The sequence below is a fragment of the Mycobacterium colombiense genome (assembly GCF_003284975.1).
GTDB lineage: Bacteria > Actinomycetota > Actinomycetes > Mycobacteriales > Mycobacteriaceae > Mycobacterium > Mycobacterium europaeum_A.
Genome location: NZ_QMEU01000003.1, coordinates 1 through 22,855 on the forward strand (window position 1 = coordinate 1; position 22,855 = coordinate 22,855).

The following is a 22,855-nucleotide window of genomic DNA, read 5'->3' on the forward strand; positions in this document are numbered from 1 at the left end:
GCACACGGGCCAGGCGCCACGGCCCTGGGTGGCCAGAACCCGCTCGGCGACGACGATCTGCTGTTCTTTGGTGGCGAGTTCGGCCGACGGGGCGTACTGGCCGCCGCCGTGCGAGGCCCAAGTGCTTGAGCTGAACTGCACGCCGCCGTGATAGCCGTTGCCGGTGTTGATGCCCCAGTTGCCGCCGGACTCACAACGGGCTACCTGATCCCATTCACCGTCGGTGGCCGCGGCCGCCTGACCGGCGAGGGCGATGCTGCCGCCACCAAGAACCGCACCGGTGAAGGCGATCTTGGCGACGCTGATGTTTGAACTGCTGGGCTTACGGTGACGTCCACTCATACGCGCCGGGGTATTCCTCTCTCGTCACGCGCCTGCGAGGTCAGCTGTCGGGTTCGGGTTGGAGAGGCCACCCGGCCGACGTTGTCGTCATGCGACGACGTCGGCTTCACCCCTAGGAGCCGCGAGCGGCCCCAGTCCGATCACGGTGGACCGGTGGGTCCCCCGTCTCCATCCATGTGGTTCGGTGGCCCCCGCCTATTGGATGGAGCTCGGCGCGATAGGGAGGGGAGGTCCGCCAATCGGGATGGCTGGCGAGCCTTCGGAGACGGTAACGGTTTCTGTTGGTCGCGTCACGTCTTGCGAAACCCGGCGTTTCCCTCTCGGCCATCTGCGAAAACCGCAGGAACACAAGGTGTTTGCGCAGGTCATCGCGGGCGATATCGCAGCGTGACCGCGCCGTTATGAATCCGTTACGTGAGATAACTCACAGTTTCAGCCGCCAGAAAAGGGCGGCAGAACATCGATTGTGTCACCGGATTGCAACGCCACGGTCTCGTCGCGCACGGCGATCCCGTCGCGCAGGTATGAGCATCGGGTCAACACCGTGGCGAGGCGGGACCCTCGCGCGGCGAGTCGCCCTACCAGTTCGCCGACCGTGGTGCCCGGGCGCAGTACCACCGTCTCGGACTCGGCATCGGCGGCCGCGCGGGCGGCCGCGAAGTAGCGCACCGTCACCTGGATTCCGTTTGCTTGGACAGGCGTCTGTCCCATCGGGCTAGCCACCGATCGCGCTCATCGGGCGGACGGGCTGGATGAAGTCGGGGTCGTTGATGCCGTGTCCGGCGGGCTTGCCCCACATCGCGGTGCGCCACGCTGCCTCGATCGCGTCGTCGGACGCGCCGCCGCGCAGCAGCCCACGCAGGTCGGTCTCTTGTTCGGCGAACAAGCAGCTGCGGACCTGGCCGTCGGCCGTCAACCGGGTGCGGTCGCAGGCCGCGCAGAAGGCGTGCGAAACCGAGGCGATGACACCGAATTTCCCGCTCGGGGTGCCCGGGCCGGTGTCGACCAGCCAGAGCTCGGCGGGCGCCGATCCGCGCGGCGCCGGGTCGGGGCGCAGCCGGAAGTGCGGGCGCAGGGCCGCCAGGACGTCGTCAGCGCTCAGCGCGGCGTCCCGCCGCCATTGATGCCCGGCGTCCAGCGGCATCTGCTCGATGACGCGCAGTTGGTAGCCGTGCTCGAGGCAGAACCGCAACAGTCCCACTACGTCCTCGCGCCCGGTGGCGGGGTCGAGCACCGCGTTCACCTTCACCGGCGTCAGGCCGGCGGCGCCGGCGGCGGCCAGGCCGGCCAGCACGTCGTTGAGCCGGTCGCGGCGGGTGATGGCCGCGAAATGCCGCCGGTCGACGCTGTCCAGCGAGACGTTGACGCGGTTCAACCCGGCCACGGCGAGCGCGGCGGCGCGCCGCGCCAGCCCGACACCGTTGGTGGTCAGCGAGATCTCGGGGCGGGGCCGCAGCGCGGCGGCCGCGGCGACCACCTCGTCGAGATGGCGCGCCAGCAGCGGCTCGCCGCCGGTGAACCGCACGCTGGTTACGCCCAGCCGGGTGACAGCGATGTGCATCAGCCTGGCCAGCTCGTCGGCGCTCAGCAGTTGCTCGCCCGGCAGCCAGTTCAGGCCCTCGGCCGGCATGCAATAGCTGCACCGCAGGTTGCAGCGATCGGTGAGCGAGACCCGCAGGTCGGTCGCGACCCGGCCGTAAGTGTCCACCAGGGGTCCGGTCGCAGGAGCGTCGGCGGAAACGGCCGGGCCGTCAGCGCGACTCGGTACCGAGGGCAGGCCCAGCGTCGTCAGCGTCATGCGGCCACCGGCGGGGCGTGGTGCACCGGCGAGCTGACCGGAACGATCTGCTTGCCCAGCGGCATCAACGACACCGGGATCAATTTGAGGTTGGCCAGCGCCAGCGGAATGCCCACGATCGTGAGCGCCATCGCGACCGCGCTGACCAGATGGCCGATCGCCAGCCACACGCCGAACAGCACCACCCAGATGACGTTGCCGACCAGCGCGCCGGACCCCGCGGTCCGCTTGTCCACGATCGTGCGGCCGAACGGCCACAGTGCGTAGGAGGCGATGCGCAGCGACGCGAAGCCGAACGGAATGGTGATGATGAGCAGGAAGCTGACCAGCGCCGCAGCCAGGTATCCGACGGCCATCCACAGGCCGCCGAATATCAACCAGATGACGTTCAGGATCAGGCGCATATCTCCTCCGCGGGTATTACCAAGCGTACCGAGTGACCGATAACGGGGGTGCTCGTTACCCGGGCATCCGAGTAGGATCAGACTCCTAATACGGCGTCCTGCGCAGGCGGGACGCTTATTGTGTTGGCGATTTCTATTGATCCGTTAGACAAGCAGGTGAGACCAGTGCCGACGGGCAAGGTTAAGTGGTACGACGCTGACAAGGGTTTCGGCTTCCTGTCGCAAGAGGACGGCGAAGACGTCTATGTCCGCTCGTCGGCGTTGCCCGCCGGGGTCGAGGGCCTCAAGGCGGGCCAGCGGGTGGAGTTCGGCATCGCCTCCGGGCGGCGCGGGCCGCAAGCGTTGAGCCTCAAGCTGATTGAGCCGCCGCCCAGCCTCACCAAGACGCGCCGCGAGGCGCCCGCCGAGCACAAGCACAACCCCGACGAGCTACACGGCATGGTCGAGGACATGATCACGCTGCTGGAAAGCACCGTGCAGCCCGAACTGCGCAAGGGTCGCTACCCGGACCGCAAGACCGCCCGCCGGGTTTCCGAGGTGGTCAAGGCCGTCGCTCGGGAACTCGACGCCTGACGTCGGCTCGTTGACTATGGGAGCTATGGCTTCCTATATCGCGCAGGCAGGCGAATTCACCCGCGACACCGACTACATCACCACCCGCATCACCGCCGACGGGCGCGACGGCTACCCCGTCGAGCCCGGCCGGTACCGGCTGGTCGTCGCGCGCGCGTGTCCGTGGGCGAACCGCGCGATCATCGTGCGCCGCTTGCTGGGCTTGGAAAACGTTCTCTCCATTGGCTTTTGCGGCCCCACCCACGACGAGCGCAGTTGGACGTTCGATCTCGATCCCGGCGGCGTCGACCCGGTGCTCAAGATTCCGCGGCTGCAGGACGCCTACTTCAAGCGGGTCCCCGACTACCCTAAGGGCATCACGGTCCCGGCCATCGTCGATGTCCCGACCGGGGCGGTCGTCACCAACGACTTCGCGCAGATGACGCTGGACCTCTCGACGGAGTGGTCGGCCTATCACCGCGACGGGGCGCCCGAGCTGTACCCCGAGCACCTGCGCGCCGAAATCGACGAGGTGAGTAAGCGGGTCTACACCGAAATCAACAACGGTGTGTACCGGTGCGGGTTCGCCGGTTCGCAGCAGGCCTACGAGGCGGCCTACGACCGGTTATTCGCCGCGCTGGATTGGGTCAGCGAGCGGCTGGCCGATCAGCGATTCCTGGTGGGCGACACCATCACCGAAGCCGACGTGCGGCTGTTCACCACCTTGGCCCGCTTCGACCCGGTCTATCACGGGCACTTCAAATGCAACCGCAGCAAACTGAGCGAGATGCCGGTGTTGTGGGCGTATGCGCGCGACCTGTTCCAGACGCCGGGGTTCGGTGACACCGTGGACTTCGTCCAGATCAAGCAGCACTACTACATCGTGCACGCCGACATCAACCCCACCCGGATCGTGCCCAAGGGTCCGGACCTGGCCGGCTGGCTTCGCCGCACGGGCGAGAAGACTTGGGCGGCAGGCCATTCGGGGACGGAACACCTCCCGGGCCGCCGGTCGAAGGTGAGCGCGTGCCCGCCGGCCACGGCGCCTAGTTCTCGGCGGGCCAGCGGCTAGTACGTCAGCCGCACGGACCATTCCGCGTGGGGCACGTCGTGCAGCTCCCCGGCAGGATCCACCGCCAATGTCAGCAGCTGCACGACGATCCCGGCCAGGCGCCCGCGATGCGGGTCGATCGACGGGATCGTCACGGCGAAGCGGGTTTTCGGCCGAAAGATCGTGCTTGTGGTGTTCGTCGGGTCGTCGTAGACCTGCAGCAGCCGCCACGGTGCCCGGTAGATGGCGTCGGGCACCGACAGCTGAATCGGGTAACGCTCGCTGACCCGTAGCTCGCCCTGGTTCTGCGGTGTCTCGCAGTCTTCGAGATTCAGCACGTTGCAATACAGGTAGGGCCCCACCCGCGTCAGATGCCCGTGCGAATAGGCGCTGATCTCGGGGTGCCGCGGGCCGGGGCGCCCCACCAGCAACCAGGTGCCCACACCCGCGCCGACGCAGAGCAGCGCCACCAGGCAGGCGAGCAGCACGGCCACACCCCGCTTGCGTTGCGGTTTCACTCGGCAACCACCGCCGCGGCGCCGGCACCGCGGCGCGTGCCCTCCTGCTCGACCATGATTGGCCTATTTCCTCCCAGGCCGGGAATCAGTGAGTTGCCGCGGAAGCTGACGAGGGTCTGCGCCAGGCCCAAGATGAGCAGCGCAGTGACCGCGGTAAAGCCGACCCACAGTTCGGTGTACACCAACACCCCCACGGCGCCGCCGAGGACCCACGCCAATTGCAGCGTCGACTCCGAGCGCCCGAAGCCCGACGCGCGGGATTCCTCCGGCAGGTCGTTCTGCAGCGACGCGTCCAGGGACGCCTTGGCGATGGCGCTGGCTCCGGACGTGACCAGGGTGGCGATCACGGCCACCACCAGGTTGCCGGCCACCGAGGCGGCCAGCGCGACCGCGCTCACCGCCACCGTGCAGCGCACCACCAGCGCGGCGGGCCGGCCCAGCTTCAGGCGCGCACTGGTGAAGTTGCCGACGAAATTGCCGATCCCGGCCGCGGCGCCGATCACCCCGAGCATGGCGACCTGGGCCCAGCCGTTGGCCTGATGCGCCTTGGCGACAAACGCGGGGTAGAGGAACAGGAAGCCGACCATGACCTTGATGGTGCAGTTGCCCCACAGCGAGGTGATGATGTTGCGGCCCAACGGTTGCCGGAGCGCCCCGCTGACTTCCTGGTGCCAGCTGCGCCGCAGCGGTTCGCTGTCCTGGCGGTAGCTCAGGGTGGCGGGTACCTCGCCGGCGGTCACCTCGACCCAGCGCGGTATCCGCATGGACAGCATGGCGCCGGCGATCGTCACCGCGATCACCACGAACAACGCCCCGGGCAGCTTGAACAAGTGGGTGCAGACGAACTCGACACCACCGGCGATCGCGCCGCCGACGATGGTGCCGCCCAGCAGACCGAACATGGTCAGTCGGGCGTTGACCCGCACCAGGTCGATGGTCGGCGGCATCACCCTGGGTGTCACGGCGCTGCGCAGCACGCTGAACGACTTGGAGAACACCATCATCGCGAGCGCGCACGGATAGAGCACCCACGACGGGAAGCTGCCGGTGGCGCCGTCGTAGTTCATGACCAGCAGCACCGCCAGCGCGGTGCGCAGGGCGAACGACGCGGCCAGCGCGACGCGGCGGCCGTGCTGCAGCCGGTCTAGCGCGGGACCGATCAGCGGCGCGATCACGGCGAACGGCGCAATGGTGATCAGCAGGTACAGGGCGACCCGGCCCTTGCTCTCGCCGGTGGCCGCGGCGAAGAACAAGGTGTTGGCCAGCGCGACGGCCATCGCCGCGTCCACCGCGAAATTCGCCACCACCGGCCATGTCAGCGCCGTCAGCCCGGACTTGTCGGCGCCGTCGGCCGTCGCGGCGCGCTGCACCATCCAGTACATCCGCGAACCCATTTCGCGGCTGCGCAGTGCCGCGGCGCGGGTGACGGTGATCCGCTCCCCGGAAGCCGGCGCGCGAGGCGGCGCGTCGCTGCTGCGGTTCGGCTCCGGCTGGTGGCCCAGCGGGGGCAAGTAGCGGTTGGCGCTCGGCATCGACGGGCGACGGGCGCGCCGATCGGCGCCCTCGCCGGCGGGGTAGTTGGCCGCGCCCGGATGTTGGGATGCGGCGTTCTTGCTGGGCCGGCGGCCCGGCTGAGAGGCCACTCGGCCCGGGTCGTTTTGGCGCCGTCCAGACACGTCCCGATTCTCCCCTATGGCGCCTGGATGCGTCTGCAGGTAACGGGGCGTGGCTCGCCAACCTAGTATTGGAACCGCGATGCAGAAAGAAGACAGCGTGACCAGACCTATCGAGGGATCCGCCGTGTCGACCGTGGCCGAATGGACCGAGGGGTTGGCGGCGGTGCTCACGGGTGCGGCGGAGGCGGCCAGGGCCGCCGTGGTGGAGTTCAGCGCACCGGAGATGGTCGGCGACTACCTGGGCGTCGGCTACGAAGATCCGAACAGCGCCACCCACCGCTTCCTGGCGCACCTGCCCGGCTACCAGGGGTGGCAATGGGCGGTCGTCGTCGCCGCGTATCCCGGCGCGGACCACGCGACCATCAGCGAGGTCGTGCTGGTGCCGGGGCCGACCGCATTGCTGGCACCCGAATGGGTGCCGTGGGACCAGCGGGTACGGCCCGGCGACCTGAGCCCGGGCGACCTGCTGGCGCCCGCCGCCGACGATCCCCGGCTGGTACCCGGTTACACCGCCAGCGGTGACCCTCAGGTCGACGAGACCGCCGCCGAGATCGGGCTGGGCCGGCGTTGGGTGATGAGCGCCGAGGGCCGGTCGGACACGGCCGAACGCTGGCGCACCGGCGAGTACGGCCCGGACTCGCCCATGGCGCGGTCCACCAAGCGAGTGTGCCGCGACTGCGGTTTCTTCCTGCCGCTGTCGGGTTCGCTGGGCGCACTGTTCGGCGTCTGCGGCAACGAATTGTCGGCCGACGGCCACATCGTCGACAAGCTTTACGGCTGTGGTGCCCATTCGGACACGCCCGCCCCGGCGGGCACCGGGTCGCCCGCGTACGAGCCGTACGACGACGGCCAGCTGGACGTCACCCAGACGCCGGTCGAACCGTCCCCCTTGTCCTCGGAGTCCTCGGAGTCCTCGGAGTCCTCGGAGTCCTCGGAGTCCTCGGAGACCTCGGAGACCACGGAGTCGGCGGAGCCCTTGGAGCCCTCGGAGCCCTCGGCGGAGGCCGACGCCGAGCCGGTGACCGAGGCGCCGCAGCCCGAGCAGCAGCCGCAGGCCGAGACGCCGGACTAGGCGGTTTCGGCGGCGGCCTTGATGCGCGCCAGCGAGGCGTTCATGCCGTCGAGCAATTCGCGCTCGAAGTTAGTGGTCCCGCCGAACAGCGCATTCACCGACAGATTCGAAAACGCGGTCACTCCGTTTTCGGCGTGACGGCTCTCGATCAGCCGGGTGCCCGCGCCGCCGGGCTCGAGCTCATAGCTCCAGATGGTGTTGTTGGTGTCGACGCGGAACGCGAGCTTGCGCTCGGGGACGATCTCGACCACCGTGCAGGTGGTCGGCCAGAACATGCGCTTGCGGCGGTTGAGGTTGATCGTTCGGGTGCCCTGACGCACCGGGCCCAAGGGCTTCATCCAGCGACACTGCGGACTCCACCGCGGCATGCGGCGCAGGTCGGAAATCAATTGCCACACGGTGGTCACCGGTGCGTCGATGTCGACGTGCGCTTGCAACAGCGGGGCTACCATCGCTCCTCCTGGGCGGAGAATCAGTTGTGGTCGAGATAGTTTTCGAGTCCGGCCTGCGCGCCGCGGGCACCGCGACGGGCCGCCGCGAGCTGCAGCAGGAAGATGCTCGTGCCGAGCGCACCCACACCCAGGCCGGCCAGGGCCACCGGACGCCAGCCCTGCAGGGATGGCACCAGGAAAGCAGCGGCCACCGCGGCGAGCCAACCCAACGCGCCGAGCGCGATGAACGGCCACACGTGCAGGAGCGCGGCCGGCAGCGGCGGCGCGGTGCGTTGGGGTTCGGCAGACATCGGGATCAACATAGCCCGCCGCCGGTGGCGGGCGACGGCGCACCCACTTGCCGGGACGGATGGTCTTCACCCCGCCGAGCAAAGCGGGATACGTGGGCGGATACGCGTTTCGATGAAAACCCCCGCAGCTTAGCGAAGGCGATCTGCGACCCGTCGTTGACCGGTTCGTGTCCCGGTTTCTCGGGCTTCCGTGTAACCTCGCGCCATGCCTGACAGCGATGCGCGGCTGGCCAGCGACCTGTCACTGGCAGTTATGCGGCTGGCCCGCCAACTGCGGTTCCGCAACCCGTCGTCGCCGGTGTCGCTGTCCCAGCTGTCGGCGCTGGCCATGCTGACCAACGAAGGCCCGATGACCCCCGGTGCCCTGGCAATTCGCGAACGGGTCAGGCCGCCGTCGATGACCCGGGTGATCGCCTCGCTGGCCGAGATGGGGCTGGTGGACCGCGCGCCGCACCCGGTCGACGGCCGGCAGGTGCTCGTCTCGGTCTCGGAGTCCGGCGCCGAGTTGGTCAAGGCCAACCGCCGTGCCCGCCAGGAGTGGCTGGCCAAGCGGCTGGCGACGCTGGACAGCGAACAACGAGACATCCTGCGCAACGCGGCCGACCTGATGTTGGCCCTGGTCGACGAAGGCCCGTGAACCCCCGGACCGAAGCCGGCCCATGTTGATCGATGTCGACGATCCCGACGATCCGAGGCTCGACGATTTCCGCGACCTGAACAGCGTCGATCGTCGTCCCGATCTGCCGTCGGGCAAGGGGCTGGTGATCGCCGAGGGCGTGCTGGTGGTGCAGCGCATGCTCGCCTCACGCTTTCACCCGCATGCCCTGCTCGGGACCGAGCGCCGGTTCGCCGAGCTCGACGATGACCTGGCCGGCACCGACGTGCCGTGCTATCGCGCGTCCGCCGACGTCATGGCCCGGGTGGTGGGATTTCACCTCAACCGCGGCGTGCTGGCGGCCGCCCGGCGGGTGCCCGAACCGGGCGTCGCCGACGTGATCGCCGGGGCTCGCACCGTCGCGATCCTCGAAGGGGTCAACGATCACGAGAACCTGGGTTCGATCTTCCGCAACGCGGCCGGGCTGGGCGTCGATGCGGTGGTGTTCGGCAGCGGCTGTGCCGACCCGCTGTACCGCCGCGCGGTGCGGGTGTCCATGGGCCACGCGCTGCTGGTGCCCTATGCGCGCGCAAGCTGTTGGCCCGCCGAGCTCACGACGTTGCGGGACAACGGTTTTCGGCTCCTGGCGATGACCCCGCAGGCCGGCGCCTGCGCCTTGCCGGAGGCGATGACGGCCGCGCGCGACGAACGCGTCGCGGTGTTGGTCGGCGCGGAGGGGCCGGGGCTGACGCCGGCCACCTTGCGGTGCAGTGATGTGCGGGTGCGCATCCCGATGTCGCGCGGCACCGATTCGCTCAACGTCGCGACGGCGGCGGCGTTGGCGTTCTACGAGCGGGCCCGCTCGACGGCGAGAGGCGGCGATGGACAGTCACACTAGGCTGCGGCTGATGCGAGACGAGTCCGTGCCCTGGGCAACGGGTTTGACGGTCGCCGCGTTCGTCGCGGCGGTCACCGCCGCCGCGATCGTGGTGCTCAGTCTGGGGCTGCTTCGCGTGCACGCGCTGCTGGCCGTCGGGCTCAACATCGTGGCGGCCGGGGGACTGGCGCCAACCCTGTGGGGGTGGCGGCGTACGCCCGTCCTGCGCTGGTTCGTGCTGGGCGCCGCTGTGGGTGTGGCGGTGGCGTGGGTTGCGCTGTTGGCCCTGACGACCGCTTAGAGGTGATCGCGAGCGCGGCATAGCCGGGCGATGCGGGTCGCCATCGTCGTTCCTAGCGCTGCCCGCCCGAGCGCACGCCGAGCAGCACGTCCTCCCACGCCGGGATGACGGGCTTGCCCCGGCGGGTGTGCACCGGTTTTTCGTCCGGTTCCGCGACGGGTGCGTCGTCGGCGACGGGCGGCTTGGCGGGCTCGTCGAAGTCGACGTGCGCCACCCGGGCCACCGGCCGCAGCGGGCGTTCGAAGTTGGGGTCGATCAGCGCGCTGGCCGCGTCGTCGATGGCGGTCACCGTTCCGCCGTGCGCACCGGGCGTGAAGCAGAAATGCGCGAGGTTGTCCGACCGGCCGACCTTCCACGCCAGCTGCACCGTCCAGCGGTTGTCCTCGTTGCGCCACGCGTCCCAGCTGAGTTTGTCGTGGCTCAGCCCGCGGGTCACCAGCGCGGCGCTGACCGTCTCGAGCAGGGTCAGCACCGCGGGACCGTCGGCGAGCATCGGGTGTGCGGCGGTTGCCAGCTCCGCGGCGCGGAAGCGCTCCAGCAACACCGGGTGAGCAAAGCGGCGGATCCGCGACACCTCCGAGCCGGACGCCGCGGCGACCTGTTCGACGGAGGCACCCGCGCGGATCTTGGCCTGAATTTCTTTGGGGCTCAGCATGTTGGTGACTTCAATCTCGAGCTGCGGTTGCTCAGAGGACAGGGCCGCGTCGCGCAGCAGGGCTCGCAGGCGGTCGTCGGCCGCCAGCTTGAACTGCTCCGCGGGATCGCCACCCTCGCAGATGACGTGTTTGCTGTCGGCATCCAGCCCAACCACTTTGAGTTCCCGCATGGTTATCTCCTCGCAGGCTCCGTGCAGGTCAGCGACGGACCCGTCACGTGCGCACTTTAGTCCAGCAACCGCCCATCACCTGTGCTGACACGCTGTGCGGTTGCGCCCTGATTGCCGGTCGGTTACAACCGCTCGACCACCCAGTCGATGCATTGGGTGAGGGCGCTGACGTCGTCGGGGTCCACCGCCGGGAACATCCCCACTCGCAGCTGGTTGCGGCCGAGTTTGCGGTACGGCTCGGTGTCGACGACGCCGTTCGCCCGCAACACCTTCGCCACGGCCGCGGCATCGACCTGGTCGGCGAAGTCGATGGTGCCCACCACCTGCGAGCGCAGCTTGGGGTCGGTGACGAAGGGTGTGGTGTAGGGCCGCTCCTCGGCCCAGGAGTACAACCGCCCCGAAGAGTCCGCGGTGCGCTTGACGGCCCAGTCCAGCCCGCCGTTGCCCAGCAACCAGTCGACCTGCTCGGCCATCAGCGCCAGGGTGCCGACCGCCGGGGTGTTGTAGGTCTGGTCCTTCAGGCTGTTCTCCACCGCGATGGGCAGCGACAGGAAGTCGGGAACCCAGCGGCCGGAGCCGGCGACCGACTCGACGCGGGCCAGCGCCGCAGGGCTCATGATGGCCAGCCACAGGCCCCCGTCGCTGGCGAAATTCTTCTGCGGCGAGAAGTAGTAGGCGTCGGTCTCGGCGATGTCGACCGGCAACCCGCCGGCGCCCGACGTCGCGTCGATGACGATCAGCGCATCGCCGGACTCGGCGGGCCGGCGGACGGGCACCGCGACTCCGGTCGACGTTTCGTTGTGCGCCCAGGCGATCACGTCCGCCGACGGGTCGCTCTGCGGCTCGGGGGCACTGCCGGCGTCCGCCTTGATGACGACGGGCTCACCGACGAAGGGGTTCTTGGCGACCGCCGAGGCGAACTTGGAGCTGAATTCGCCGAAGGACAGGTGTAACGAGCGCTTGTCGATCAGGCCGAAGGCCGCGGCGTCCCAGAACGCCGTCGCGCCGCCGTTGCCCAAGATCACCTCATAGCCCTCGGGCAGCGAAAACAGATCCGCGAGCCCGGAGCGCAGCCGGCCCACCAGATTCTTGACCGGCGCCTGCCGGTGCGAGGTGCCGAACAACGGGGCGGCGGTCGTGGTCAGCGCCTGCAGTTGCTCGGGCCGGACCTTCGACGGGCCACACCCGAAGCGGCCGTCGCGGGGTTTGATGTCAGCGGGGATCTCGAGCTGGTCAGCCATGCTCATCAGGGTAATGAGCCGAGTTGACCGATCGGTGCGGAGGCCGACCGCCAACCCCGGCCGCCCGGGCAAAAGGCCTGCTCGGCCGTGTCCGGACGTTTGATCGGCTGTGATCTGGGGCATAAAAATTTCATGACCACCGGTCAGGTCACAGTGCCCGAAAGGGGTCTAGGAATTATCCGGTACCTGCGGTACTGTCTGGACACAGCACGTCCAAATGTAAACCTCGTTGGGGAGGCCTGGATATGGCTAGGACGCGATTAGTCCGGCGTTGGCGAAACAACATGGAAGTGCGCGACGACGCCGAATACGTCAACATGCTTGCCACACTGTCCGAGGGGTCGGTGCGGCGCAACTTCAATCCGTACACTGACATCGATTGGGATTCACCGGAATTCGCGGTGACCGAAGACGATCCGCGATGGATCCTGCCGAACACCGACCCGCTGGGCCGCCATCCCTGGTACCTGGCGCAGTCCGACGAGCGCAAGATCAAGATCGGGATGTGGCGCCAGGCCAACGTCGCCAAGGTGGGACTGCACTTCGAATCCATCCTGATTCGCGGCCTGATGAACTACACGTTCTGGGTGCCCAACGGATCGCCGGAGTACCGGTACTGCCTGCACGAATCGGTCGAAGAGTGCAACCACACCATGATGTTCCAGGAGATGGTGAACCGCATCGGCGCCGACGTGCCGGGCATGCCGCGGATTCTCAAGTGGCTCTCGCCGTTGGTTCCGCTGGTGGCCGGCCCGCTGCCGGTGGCGTTCTTCATCGGCGTGCTCGCCGGCGAGGAGCCCATCGACCACACACAGAAAAACGTTCTGCGCGAAGGCAAGTCGCTGCACCCCATCATGGAGAAGGTGATGGCGATCCACGTGGCCGAGGAGGCCCGCCACATCTCGTTCGCCCACGAGTTCCTGCGCAAGCGGGTGCCGGAATTGACCAAGAGGCAGCGATTCTGGACCGCGCTGTACCTGCCGCTGACCATGAAGGCGCTCTGTCGCGCAATTGTGGTGCCGCCCAAGGCTTTCTGGCGCGAGTTCGACATCCCGCGGGAGGTCAAGAAGGAACTGTTCTTCCGGTCGCCGGAATCGCGGAAGTGGCTCAGCGACATGTTTGGTGACGTGCGGATGTTGGCCTACGACACGGGCCTGATGGAGACGCGCTCGGCGCGGTTGATGTGGCGGTTGTGCAAGATCAACGGCAAGCCGTCGCGTTACCGCAGCGAGCCGCAGCGCCAGCACCTGACCGCGGTCCCGGCTGCGTAGCCACTGCGAGTTCGTTTATGCCGCACGTTATTACCCAGTCGTGCTGTAACGACGGGTCCTGTGTCTTCGCATGCCCGGTGAATTGCATCCACCCCACACCGGACGAGCCCGGCTTCGCCACCTCCGAGATGCTCTACATCGATCCGGTGGCGTGCGTGGACTGCGGTGCCTGTGTGAGCGCCTGCCCCGTCGGCGCGATCGCGCCCGACACCCGGCTGGACGCCAAGCAGTTGCCGTTCATTGAGATCAACGCGTCCTTCTACCCGGACCGGCCCAAGGACGAGAAGCTGCCGCCGACGTCCAAGCTGGCACCGGTGATCCCGGCCGCCGAGGTGCGCGCGCGCCGCAGGCCGCTGACGGTGGCCATCGTCGGATCCGGGCCCGCGGCGATGTATGCCGCCGACGAACTGCTGACCCAGCGCGACGTGCGCGTCAACGTCTTCGAGAAGTTGCCCACCCCATACGGTTTGGTGCGGGCCGGGGTGGCGCCCGATCACCAGAACACCAAGCGGGTCACCCGGCTGTTCGACCGGGTCGCCGGTGATCGCCGGTTCCGGTTCTATCTCAACGTCGAGGTCGGCACGCAGCTGAGCCACGCCGACCTGCTCGCTCACCACCACGCCGTGCTGTATGCGGTGGGTGCGCCCGATGACCGCCGGCTGGACATCGAGGGCATGGGCCTGCCGGGGACCGGAACGGCAACGGAATTGGTCGCGTGGATCAACGGGCATCCCGACTTCGCCGATCTGCCGGTCGATCTCAGCCACGAGCGGGTCGTGATCGTCGGCAACGGCAACGTCGCCCTCGATGTCGCCCGGTTGCTCACCTCGGATCCGGACGAGCTGGCCCGCACCGACATCGCCGACCACGCGCTGGCGGCCCTCCGCGCCTCGGCGGTGCGCGAGGTGGTGATCGCCGCCCGGCGCGGCCCCGCCCAGTCGGCGTTCACGTTGCCAGAGCTGATCGGGCTCACCGGCAGCTCCGAGGTGGTGCTCAGCGCGGCCGACCACGAGCTGGTGGCGGCCGATCTCGCGACCGCGTCGGACGCCCTGACCAAGCGCAAGCTAGAAATCTTGAGCACCCTCGGCGACGATTCGACGCCGCCGTCCCGCCCGAGAATCAAGCTGGCGTATCGGCTCACGCCGCGCCGGGTGCTGGGGGACCAGCGCGCCACCGCGATGGAGTTCTCGGTCACCGGCACCGACGCGACGCGCCTTCTGGAAACCGGCCTGGTGCTGACGTCGATTGGCTACCGCGGCAAGCCGATTCGCGATCTGCCCTACGACGAATCGTCGGCAGTCGTGCCGAACGACGCGGGTCGCGTCGTCGACCCCGTTTCTGGTGACCCGGTGACCGGCGCCTACGTCGCGGGCTGGATCAAGCGGGGACCCAGCGGGTTCATCGGGACCAACAAGTCCTGCTCGTTGCAGACCGTGCAGTCCCTGGTCGCCGATTTCAACGCCGGCAAACTGGCCGATCCAATCGCCAAGCCCGACGCGCTGGCCGGGCTGGTGCACGCTCGCCAGCCCGCCGCGATCGATGCCGCGGGATGGCGCGCCATCGACGCCGCCGAAATCGCGCGCGGCACCGAGCACGGCCGTCCCCGCATCAAGTTCACCGACGTCTCCGCGATGCTCGCGGCGGCGGCCGCAGAGCCGGCGCCGCCGCAACGACGCCGGCTGCTCGACCGGCTGCTTGGCTAGAGCCGATGGTGGCGACCGCGTCGCCCGGCTACGCCGCGCTAGCGATCGCCACTAGCCGGCTCCCTGCCCGGACATCGCCGCCGAGATTTCCTCCATGCTGACCTCGCGGACCGGCTGCCCCAGCGACCAGTGGTGGCCGAACGGGTCGGCGACCATGCCATAGCGGTCACCCCAGAACTGGTCGTCCAGCGGGGTCACCACGGTGGCACCGGCGTCCAGGGCGCGCTGGAAGCTGGCGTCGACGTCGGTGACCGTCAGGTGGATCGTCACCGGGGTGCCGCCCAGCGATGTCGGCGTCATCGACTTGCCGCCGCACACTTCGGGGAAGTCATCGTTGAGCATCACCGTGAAGCCGTTGATGCGCACCGCGGCGTGCACCAGTTTCCCGTCGGGACGCGGCACGCGCCCGATCTCCTGGGCCCCGAAAGCCTTGGCGTAGAAGTCGATTGCCGCGGCGGCGTCGTCGACCACCAGGTGCGGGGACAGTGCGGGTTCGATGTTGATCGCCATGCTGATTCTCCTTGCTATCGGTGCCCTGCCCTGCCCATGACGGGCAGGTTCACGACTTATGACTGCGCCGGCGACAAAAACTCATCGCGACGGCAACCATTAGATCGCCGGGTACCGACAGCCGGGAGGCCTCAGGCGTTGGTGAGGCTGCGGTCCCAGCCCTCGACGGCCTCCGGACTGCGCGGGCCGGGGCCCACATAGATGGCCGACGGCCGGACCAGCTTGCCGAGCCGCTTCTGCTCGAGAATGTGCGCGCACCAGCCCGCGGTGCGGCCGCAGGTGAACATCGCCGGCATCATGGTGGCCGGTACTCGGGCGAAGTCCAGCATCACCGCGGCCCAGAACTCGACGTTGGTCTCGATGGCCCGGTCCGGACGGCGCTCGCGCAGCTCCGCCAGGGCCGCCTGCTCCAGCGCGACGGCGACCTCGTGGCGTGGCGCCCCCAGCCGTTCGGCGGTGGCGCGCAGCACCCGCGCCCGCGGGTCCTCCGCGCGGTAGACCCGGTGCCCGAAGCCCATCAGCTTGTCGCCGCTGTCCAGGATCTTCTTCACCAGACCACGCGCGTCGCCGGTGCGCTCGACCTCCTCGATCATCGGCAGCACCCGCGCCGGCGCCCCGCCGTGCAGCGGGCCGCTCATCGCCCCGATCGCCCCGGACAGTGCCGCCGCCACGTCGGCGCCCGTCGACGCGATCACCCGTGCGGTGAACGTCGAGGCGTTCATGCCGTGCTCGGCGGCCGAGACCCAGTAGGCGTCAATCGCTTCGACGTGCCGTGGGTCCGGCTCCCCCTGCCAGCGCGTCATGAACCGGGCGGTGACCGTGTCGCATTCGTCGATGACCCGTTGCGGGACGGCGGGCTGGTAAATCCCGCGCGCCGACTGCGCGACGTAGGACAGCGCCATCACCGACGCCCGGGCCAGCTGGTCGCGGGCGGTGTCGTCGTCGGTGTCCAGCAACGGCTTGTAACCCCAGATCGGGGCCAGCATCGCCAGGCCCGCCTGCACATCGACGCGCACGTCGCCGGTGTGGATGGGCAGCGGGAAGGGCTCGGCGGGCGGCAGGCCGCGGCCGAACTTGCCGTCGACCAGCAGCGCCCACACGTCGCCGAACGTGACCTGCTGCGTCACCAGGTCTTCGATGTCGACACCGCGATAGCGCAGCGCGCCGCCGTCTTTATCCGGCTCGGCAATTTCGGTGGTGAAGGCGACCACGCCTTCCAGGCCGGGGACAAAGTCTTCGGGGACCACAGTCATGCCGAAAATTCTCGCACCCCCTGATCGGGCCGACGCTACCGGCCGGTAGCAAGCGCCGGTAGCGTGGACGCGATGGCAGGACCAGACCCCGGGCCAGGAAAAGAGCACCTGCAAAGAATGCGTGTGGAATACGGATCAGTGGAAAAAGACGGCAGCCCGGATCTCGACGCGGAGTGGTTACGCGACGGCTGGATTTCGTTGTTGCGCAAATGGATCGACGACGCCGAGCGGGCGGGGGTCGCCGAACCCAACGCGTTGGTGCTGGCCACCGTGACCGCCGACGGCAGGCCGGCCAGCCGGTCGGTGTTGTGCAAGAGCGTCGACGAGACCGGGATCACTTTTTTCACCAACTATGACTCGGCCAAGGGCGACGATCTGGCCGCGACGCCGTACGCCTCGGCGACGTTTCCCTGGTACCAGCTCGGCCGTCAGGTTCACGTCCGCGGCCCGGTGCGTAAGGTCGCCGCGGAGGTCACCGAGGACTACTGGTCCAAGCGGCCGCGGGGGTCGCAACTGGGGGCGTGGGCGTCGCACCAGTCGCAACCGATCGCGTCGCGCGCGGCGCTGCTCGACCAGCTCGACGAGGTGACCGCCCGCTTCGCCGACCGCGAGCGGGTCCCGGTCCCGCCCGGCTGGGGTGGCTACCTCATCGCCCCGGAGCTGGTCGAGTTCTGGCAGGGCCGGGAAAACCGATTGCACAACCGCATCCGCATCACCGGGGGTCGGGTGGAACGCCTGCAGCCCTAAACCGCTGATGATGCACGTCGCGCCGCGGCGTGGCGGGATCGATTGCTGGCGTGACCAGCGGACTCGACCCCGGGCAGGCGCCCCATCGTCATAACGACTACCTTTTGCAGTAAGCACCAAGTCAGCAGCCATATCAGCCAGAGCGCAAAGGGGTTCTCGTGGCAGACACCGACGACACCGCCACTTTGAAGTACCCGGGCGGTGAGACCGACCTGGAGATCGTCAAGGCCACCGACGGCGCTGACGGCATCGCGCTGGGCTCGATGTTGTCCAAGACCGGCTACACCACGTTCGACAACGGCTTCGTCAACACCGCTTCGTGTAAGAGCTCCATCACCTACATCGACGGCGACGCCGGCATCCTGCGCTACCGCGGCATCCCGATCGAGCAGCTCGCCGAGAAGTCGACCTTCATCGAGGTGAGCTACCTCTTGATCTACGGCGAACTGCCGAGCAAGGAGCAGCTGGCAGACTTCACCAAGCGGATCCAGCTGCACACCATGCTGCACGAGGACCTCAAGCGATTCTTCGACGGCTTCCCGCGCAACGCCCACCCGATGCCGGTGTTGTCCAGTGCCGTCAACGCGCTGTCCGCCTACTACCCCGACTCGCTCGACCCGATGGACACCGAGGACGTCGAGCTCTCGACGATCCGGTTGCTGGCCAAGCTGCCGACCATCGCGGCCTACGCCTACAAGAAGTCCGTCGGCCAGCCGTTCCTCTACCCGGACAACTCGCTGTCTCTGGTGGAGAACTTCCTGCGGATGACGTTCGGGCTGCCCGCCGAGCCGTATGAGGCGGACCCCGAAATCGTTCGGGCGCTGGACATGCTGCTCATCCTGCACGCCGACCACGAACAGAACTGTTCGACGTCGACGGTCCGGCTGGTGGGCTCCTCCCAGGCGAACCTGTTCACCTCCATCTCCGGTGGGATCAACGCGCTGTGGGGACCGCTGCACGGCGGCGCCAACCAGGCGGTGCTCGAGATGCTCGAGAAGATCCGCCAAAGCGACGACGACGTCAGCGAATTCGTGCGCAAGGTCAAGAACCGCGAAGCCGGCGTGAAGTTGATGGGCTTCGGGCACCGCGTCTACAAGAACTACGACCCGCGTGCCCGCATCGTCAAGGAGCAGGCCGACAAGATCCTGGCCAAGCTCGGCGGCGACGACGACCTGCTGGACATCGCCAAGCAGCTCGAAGAGGCCGCGCTGACCGACGACTACTTCATCGAGCGCAAGCTGTACCCCAACGTCGACTTCTACACCGGCCTGATCTACCGGGCGCTGGGCTTCCCGACCCGGATGTTCACCGTTCTGTTCGCGCTCGGGCGGCTGCCCGGGTGGATCGCGCACTGGCGTGAGATGCACGACGAGGGCGACAGCAAGATCGGTCGGCCGCGCCAGATCTACACCGGTTACACCGAGCGCGACTACGTCACCATCGACGCGCGGTAACTGTCCCGGTCGCCGGTAGCGCGGCGCCCGGTCAGTCGGCCTTCTTGAGCCAGCCCACGTACGCGAGGTAGACGCCGCACAGCGCGAGCAACCCGAAACCGACCCGCACGGCGATGATCGCTGTCCCCGACGTCTGGGTCGCGGCTTGCGCCCCGTTGACGATCGTCTGCGGCACGGCGAGCAGCGCGAAACCCCGCAGCAGCAGGAACCAGCCGAACAGCGAGATGATCACAGCGGCGACGCTGCGCCAATACTGGTGAAACGCCACGACGAACAGGCCGCAGAAAAACAGGAGCGCACCCAGCGCCCACGGCCACATCGGGTCGCTCGAGAAACCGGACAGTTCGTTCCCGATGCTTGCTGCCCTGATCGCGACGATCGCAGGGACCACGGCGATAAATGGTCCGAGCACGCGCGCGAATGACCGGGTGCGCTGCGAGCGATCGTCGGCGGTGACAGGCGTGCGCATGGTTACTGCTCCTTTCTGGGGGTCGAGGTTGGTTCAGCGCGCTCAACTTGGACGGACGGTTCAAGGTCGACGTGCCGACGTCCGCGGACCGCGCGTAGCCGATCGTATGAAAAACCCTTGTTCATGCGCGCGGTGTTTCCCGGGCCGTACGACGGGTCACCGGATCGCGGCGCGCCAGGGGCGACAGGGCGAATCCAAGGTGTTGGAGTTTGTGTGGATTGATCACCGAGCGGATGGTGCAGATGCTTCCGCCGTAGATGTCGAGGGTCAGGACGTTGATCAGCGCGCCGTCGGGGTCGAAGGCGAGCACGCCAGGTTGCCCGTTGATCCGTGAACGCTGCAGTCGCACGCCGAGGCTGCGGTAGGCACCCATGATTGCGGCCAGGGCCCGGTGCACGCGGTTTCGGCCGAAGATCGGTCGCGGCAGTCCGCGGCCGATACCGCCCCCGTCGCCGTAGAAGGACACGTCGTCGGCCAGCCATTGCACCAGATCGTCCAGATCACCATTCTGGGCCGCGGCGAAAAAGCGATCGGCGAGCTGATCGCGGCGCGTGGCGTCGGCGTCGAAGCGGCGACGCCCCGCCGCGATGTGTCGGCGGGCCCTGTTGAGTAATTGGCGGCAATTGGCCGGTGACTTGTCGACGATGCGCGCGATGTCGGCGTAGTCGTAGGCGAATACCTCGCGGAGCAAGAAAACGGCGCGCTCCACGGGTGAGAGCGTCTCCAGCAGCAGCAGAAACGCCATCGACACAGAGTCGGACATGACGGCAACATCGGCGGCGTCGGGAACGGTCGAGGTGATCAGTGGCTCGGGAAGCCAAGGGCCCAAGTACTTTTCGCGTTGCACGCGGGCAGAGCGCAGATGGTCGATCGCGAGGCGGGTTGCGATGGTGGTCAGCATCGAGCGTGGTGACTCGACGTGGTGACCTTGCTGCAAGTAGTCGAGGTAGCGCAGATACGTTCCCTGCACAATGTCCTCGGCATCGGTGACGCTGCCCAGCATGCGATAGGCGATGGCGAACAGCAGCGGCCGCAGATCGGCAACGTCCCGCTGCAGTTCGGCACTGTCGCCGGGCGGACGGTCGGTCGGAGGAGTCGTCATGTTCTGTAGACGATCGAGCCGTCGGCGGTGTGACGGGTAGCGAGCTGGATCGCCCACCGATGTCACGCGCGGCGGCCGTCGTTCGTCTCAGGGTCGTCCGCTCAAAAGAAAGGAAGACGATGAACGCCGCGCTATGGTCAGCACAGATCGTCCTGGCCGCGATATTCGCCCTGTCCGGAACGGTCAAGCTCACATTCAGCCGCGAACGACTACTGGCCACGGGTCAGACCGGCGTCGCCATGTTTCCCATGCCGGTCGTCCGTTTCACCGCCGCATCGGAGATACTCGCCGCGGCGGGACTTCTCGCGCCGGGACTGACGGGCATTGCGCTGATCTTGACGCCGCTGGCAGCGGCGGGCCTGTGCGTGGTCATGGTCGGCGCCGCGTGGGCGCACACGCGGCTGCACGAACGCGGCGCGGTCGCGGTCAACATCGCGCTACTCCTGTTGGCGGCGTTCGTGGTGCTCTGCCGAGCGGCGATGTTGCACTGATCGGCCGCGATCACGACCGGTGATCGAGCGCCGCCAGCACCGCCATCGCGGCGTTGTGTCCGCCGATCCCCGAGACCGCTCCACCGCGACGGGTTCCGGAGCCGCACAGCATGATTCGATCGTGTGCGGTGGCCACACCCCAACGCCGCGCCGGCGTGTCCAGCGGGTCGTCATCCTCGGCGAACGGCCAGGACAGGCCGCCGTGGAAGATGTTGCCGCCGCTCATGCGCAGCGTCTTCTCGAGATCCGCCGTGGTGGTGGTCTCGAGGCAGGGGCGGCCCTGCGCGTCGGTCAGCAAGAGGTCTTGAATCGGTTCGGCCAGAACGGAATTCATCGATGCGAGCACGTCGTCGGTCAACTGGTGGCGCAGCGTGCCGGAGTCGGCGCCGTCGAACAGCGAATGCGGGGTGTGCAGGCCGAACACCGTCATCGTGTGCACTCCCGCGTCGCGCAGGTCCACCGACAGGATGCTGGGATCGGTCAGCGAGTGGCAGTAGGCCTCGCACGGCAAGGGATTCGGCGGTCGGCCCGCGGCGGCCTGCGCGTAGGCGGTGTCGAGCTGTGTCCAGGTCTCGTTGACGTGAAAGGTCCCGGCGAAGGCAGCTTCGGGTGTGACAGCGTGGTCGCGTAGCCGGGGCAGCCGCGCCAGCACCATGTTCACCTTGACCTGCGCGCCGCCCGCCGCGGGGGCCGGTGCTTCGCCGAGTAGTCCGGCCAGGACGGTGGGTGAGACGCCGGCCAGGACGAACCGGGCGGTAAGGCGGTGGTCTTCCTCCCCGGCGCAATAGCGCACTTCGCCGGCCGGGTCGACGGCGTAAACGTCTGCGCCGGTGCATATTTGGGCGCCGTGGCGGACCGCCGCCGCGGCCAGGGCCGTGGTCACCGCGCCCATGCCGCCGATCGGGACGTCCCAGTCTCCGGTGCCCCCGCCGAGCACGTGATACAGGAAGCAGACGTTCTGCGTCAGCGTCGGTTCGTCGAGGCGGGCGAAGGTGCCGATCAGGGCGTCGGTCGCGATCACCCCGCGAACCACGTCGTTGGCCACGGCGTCGGCGATGGCATGCCCGATGGGCTCCTCGATCACCGCCCGCCAGGCGGCCGCGGCGCGCCGCTCGGCGCCTGCCATTACGCGCCGGCGGGCGCCCTCGCGGGTGAGCAGAGGTTCGAGCAGGGTCGGCCAGAGGCGTTCGGTCACCAGCCGGCAGCGTCGGTAGAAGTCGGCGAAGCCCCGCGCGTCGCCGGCTGCCCCGATGGCGGCGAAGGTGTCGGCGGGCGACCCGATCAGCAGCCCGCTGCGCCCGCCACTCGCCGGGTCGGGGGTGTAGGACGAAAACGGCCGTCGCGCCAGCCGCACCGTGGCACTCAGATCCCGGACGATGCTCGGCGGCAGCAGGCTGACCAGGTAGGAGTAGCGCGATACCCGGACGTCGACGCCGTCGAAGGCTTGCGCCGAGACCGCGGCGCCGCCGATGTGTTCCAGCCGTTCCAGCAGGCGCACCCGCAGACCGGCGCGGGCCAGGTACGCGGCGGCGACGAGACCGTTGTGGCCGCCCCCGACGATTACGGCGTCGACGTCGGTCGCATGGTCGCTCAGCTCAGGTAGCCCTCGACCTCGTCGGGGGGCCGCACCTCCGCCTCTCGCGGGTCCCCGCCGCTCTCGCGCAGCGCGCGGCGCTGCCGCAGCAGGTCCCAGCACTGGTCTAGTTCGACCTCCACCCGGCGGAGGCGGTCGTGTTCTTCGGACGTGTCGATGTCCCCGCGCTGCAGTTGGGACCGCAGCGCCTTCTCCTCGGCGACCAGGTCGCGAATGACGGCGAGGGTGTCGTTGTCGGTCGGTTTACTGCCGTTGGCCATCGCTCC

At 68.4% G+C, this 22,855-nt stretch carries 25 protein-coding genes, 2 pseudogenes and 1 riboswitch; of the genes and pseudogenes, 11 read left to right on the plus strand and 16 right to left on the minus strand.

Annotated features, from left to right (window positions below; translation table 11 throughout):
- The 4 genes from DQP58_RS01810 to DQP58_RS01825 form a co-directional block, all read right to left on the minus strand.
- The coding region (locus tag DQP58_RS01810) for a transglycosylase family protein (protein WP_165827771.1) at positions 1-342 on the minus strand (342 nt) is incomplete at its 3' end.
- A gap of 13 nt (positions 343-355) precedes the next feature.
- Positions 356-539: riboswitch (cyclic di-AMP (ydaO/yuaA leader) on the minus strand.
- 235 nt (positions 540-774) lie between these two features.
- Positions 775-1,053: a MoaD/ThiS family protein gene (locus DQP58_RS01815; RefSeq protein ID WP_112706805.1), complete on the minus strand. Its 279-nt coding sequence runs from the start codon at positions 1,051-1,053 to the stop codon at positions 775-777.
- A 4-nt stretch (positions 1,054-1,057) separates the two neighbouring features.
- Complete coding sequence (gene moaA / locus DQP58_RS01820; RefSeq protein ID WP_112706806.1) at positions 1,058-2,140, minus strand: GTP 3',8-cyclase MoaA; 1,083 nt, start codon at positions 2,138-2,140, stop codon at positions 1,058-1,060.
- Positions 2,137-2,544, minus strand: a complete 408-nt coding sequence (locus DQP58_RS01825) for a YccF domain-containing protein (protein ID WP_112706807.1) — start codon at positions 2,542-2,544, stop codon at positions 2,137-2,139. The genes moaA and DQP58_RS01825 overlap by 4 nt, the downstream gene beginning before the upstream one ends.
- 165 nt (positions 2,545-2,709) lie before the next feature.
- On the opposite strand from DQP58_RS01825, the gene DQP58_RS01830 reads away from it, so the two are divergent.
- Positions 2,710-3,117: a cold-shock protein gene (locus DQP58_RS01830; protein ID WP_007777168.1), complete on the plus strand. Its 408-nt coding sequence runs from the start codon at positions 2,710-2,712 to the stop codon at positions 3,115-3,117.
- Between the two features lie 25 nt (positions 3,118-3,142).
- Positions 3,143-4,146 (plus strand): annotated as a pseudogene (locus DQP58_RS01835) (glutathione S-transferase family protein).
- Between the two features lie 18 nt (positions 4,147-4,164).
- Here the strand turns inward: DQP58_RS01835 and DQP58_RS01840 are convergent.
- Both DQP58_RS01840 and DQP58_RS01845 read right to left on the minus strand, forming a co-directional pair.
- A complete protein-coding gene (locus DQP58_RS01840) occupies positions 4,165-4,665 on the minus strand; it encodes a DUF2771 domain-containing protein (protein WP_112706808.1) in 501 nt (166 codons plus the stop codon).
- Positions 4,662-6,308 (minus strand): MFS transporter, encoded by a 1,647-nt coding sequence (locus tag DQP58_RS01845; protein WP_112706809.1) that lies wholly within the window; start codon positions 6,306-6,308, stop codon positions 4,662-4,664. Before DQP58_RS01845 ends, DQP58_RS01840 begins: the two co-directional genes overlap by 4 nt.
- Positions 6,309-6,438: 130 nt before the next feature.
- On the opposite strand from DQP58_RS01845, the pseudogene DQP58_RS01850 reads away from it, so the two are divergent.
- Positions 6,439-7,221 (plus strand): annotated as a pseudogene (locus DQP58_RS01850) (DUF3027 domain-containing protein); the annotation flags it as partial.
- 188 nt (positions 7,222-7,409) lie between these two features.
- Here DQP58_RS01850 and DQP58_RS01855 read toward each other — a convergent pair.
- Both DQP58_RS01855 and DQP58_RS01860 read right to left on the minus strand, forming a co-directional pair.
- Positions 7,410-7,865, minus strand: coding sequence for an SRPBCC family protein (locus tag DQP58_RS01855; protein ID WP_112706811.1), 456 nt, complete (start codon positions 7,863-7,865; stop codon positions 7,410-7,412).
- Between the two features lie 20 nt (positions 7,866-7,885).
- Positions 7,886-8,155, minus strand: a complete 270-nt coding sequence (locus DQP58_RS01860; RefSeq protein WP_112706920.1) for a DUF2530 domain-containing protein — start codon at positions 8,153-8,155, stop codon at positions 7,886-7,888.
- A gap of 205 nt (positions 8,156-8,360) precedes the next feature.
- Here DQP58_RS01860 and DQP58_RS01865 point away from each other — a divergent pair, with 205 nt between their 5' ends.
- The 3 genes from DQP58_RS01865 to DQP58_RS01875 are packed head-to-tail and all read left to right on the plus strand — an operon-like array spanning position 8,361 to position 9,928.
- Positions 8,361-8,792, plus strand: coding sequence for a MarR family transcriptional regulator (locus tag DQP58_RS01865; protein WP_112706812.1), 432 nt, complete (start codon positions 8,361-8,363; stop codon positions 8,790-8,792).
- A gap of 22 nt (positions 8,793-8,814) precedes the next feature.
- Positions 8,815-9,648: a TrmH family RNA methyltransferase gene (locus tag DQP58_RS01870; protein WP_112706813.1), complete on the plus strand. Its 834-nt coding sequence runs from the start codon at positions 8,815-8,817 to the stop codon at positions 9,646-9,648.
- Positions 9,649-9,658: 10 nt separating this feature from the next.
- Complete coding sequence (locus tag DQP58_RS01875; protein ID WP_430915681.1) at positions 9,659-9,928, plus strand: DUF2537 domain-containing protein; 270 nt, start codon at positions 9,659-9,661, stop codon at positions 9,926-9,928.
- Between the two features lie 52 nt (positions 9,929-9,980).
- Here the strand turns inward: DQP58_RS01875 and sepH are convergent, their stop codons facing one another.
- On the minus strand, positions 9,981-10,754 hold the full coding sequence (gene sepH / locus DQP58_RS01880) for a septation protein SepH (protein ID WP_112706814.1): 774 nt from the start codon (positions 10,752-10,754) through the stop codon (positions 9,981-9,983).
- 122 nt (positions 10,755-10,876) lie between these two features.
- Positions 10,877-11,995, minus strand: a complete 1,119-nt coding sequence (gene serC, locus DQP58_RS01885; protein WP_112706922.1) for a phosphoserine transaminase — start codon at positions 11,993-11,995, stop codon at positions 10,877-10,879.
- A 245-nt stretch (positions 11,996-12,240) separates the two neighbouring features.
- On the opposite strand from serC, the gene DQP58_RS01890 reads away from it, so the two are divergent.
- Positions 12,241-13,266, plus strand: coding sequence for an AurF N-oxygenase family protein (locus DQP58_RS01890; RefSeq protein ID WP_112706815.1), 1,026 nt, complete (start codon positions 12,241-12,243; stop codon positions 13,264-13,266).
- 17 nt (positions 13,267-13,283) lie between these two features.
- Positions 13,284-14,969: a 4Fe-4S binding protein gene (locus tag DQP58_RS01895; protein ID WP_112706816.1), complete on the plus strand. Its 1,686-nt coding sequence runs from the start codon at positions 13,284-13,286 to the stop codon at positions 14,967-14,969.
- A 51-nt stretch (positions 14,970-15,020) separates the two neighbouring features.
- On the opposite strand, the gene DQP58_RS01900 is transcribed toward DQP58_RS01895, so the two are convergent.
- Positions 15,021-15,479, minus strand: coding sequence for a VOC family protein (locus tag DQP58_RS01900; RefSeq protein ID WP_112706817.1), 459 nt, complete (start codon positions 15,477-15,479; stop codon positions 15,021-15,023).
- A gap of 131 nt (positions 15,480-15,610) precedes the next feature.
- Positions 15,611-16,732 carry a citrate synthase 2 gene (locus tag DQP58_RS01905; protein WP_112706818.1) on the minus strand — a complete coding sequence of 374 codons (1,122 nt, stop codon included), beginning with the start codon at positions 16,730-16,732 and terminating at the stop codon, positions 15,611-15,613.
- A gap of 117 nt (positions 16,733-16,849) precedes the next feature.
- Between DQP58_RS01905 and pdxH the strand changes: the two genes are divergently transcribed.
- Together pdxH and DQP58_RS01915 are read left to right on the plus strand one after the other, a co-directional pair.
- The gene (gene pdxH, locus DQP58_RS01910; protein WP_112706819.1) at positions 16,850-17,479 is read left to right on the plus strand and encodes a pyridoxamine 5'-phosphate oxidase; all 630 of its coding nucleotides are present in this window, start codon (positions 16,850-16,852) and stop codon (positions 17,477-17,479) included.
- A gap of 158 nt (positions 17,480-17,637) precedes the next feature.
- Positions 17,638-18,933, plus strand: coding sequence for a citrate synthase (locus DQP58_RS01915; RefSeq protein ID WP_112706820.1), 1,296 nt, complete (start codon positions 17,638-17,640; stop codon positions 18,931-18,933).
- A gap of 31 nt (positions 18,934-18,964) precedes the next feature.
- On the opposite strand, the gene DQP58_RS01920 is transcribed toward DQP58_RS01915, so the two are convergent.
- Together DQP58_RS01920 and DQP58_RS01925 are read right to left on the minus strand one after the other, a co-directional pair.
- Positions 18,965-19,402 (minus strand): hypothetical protein, encoded by a 438-nt coding sequence (locus tag DQP58_RS01920; RefSeq protein ID WP_112706821.1) that lies wholly within the window; start codon positions 19,400-19,402, stop codon positions 18,965-18,967.
- A 121-nt stretch (positions 19,403-19,523) separates the two neighbouring features.
- The gene (locus DQP58_RS01925) at positions 19,524-20,504 is read right to left on the minus strand and encodes an RNA polymerase sigma-70 factor (protein WP_112706822.1); all 981 of its coding nucleotides are present in this window, start codon (positions 20,502-20,504) and stop codon (positions 19,524-19,526) included.
- Between the two features lie 119 nt (positions 20,505-20,623).
- On the opposite strand from DQP58_RS01925, the gene DQP58_RS01930 reads away from it, so the two are divergent.
- Positions 20,624-20,995 (plus strand): DoxX family protein, encoded by a 372-nt coding sequence (locus DQP58_RS01930; RefSeq protein ID WP_112706823.1) that lies wholly within the window; start codon positions 20,624-20,626, stop codon positions 20,993-20,995.
- Positions 20,996-21,005: 10 nt separating this feature from the next.
- Here the strand turns inward: DQP58_RS01930 and DQP58_RS01935 are convergent, their stop codons facing one another.
- Together DQP58_RS01935 and DQP58_RS01940 are read right to left on the minus strand one after the other, a co-directional pair.
- On the minus strand, positions 21,006-22,589 hold the full coding sequence (locus DQP58_RS01935) for a phytoene desaturase family protein (RefSeq protein ID WP_112706923.1): 1,584 nt from the start codon (positions 22,587-22,589) through the stop codon (positions 21,006-21,008).
- Positions 22,586-22,849, minus strand: a complete 264-nt coding sequence (locus tag DQP58_RS01940) for a DUF2630 family protein (protein WP_112706824.1) — start codon at positions 22,847-22,849, stop codon at positions 22,586-22,588. Before DQP58_RS01940 ends, DQP58_RS01935 begins: the two co-directional genes overlap by 4 nt.
- Between the last annotated feature and the right edge of the window lie 6 nt (positions 22,850-22,855).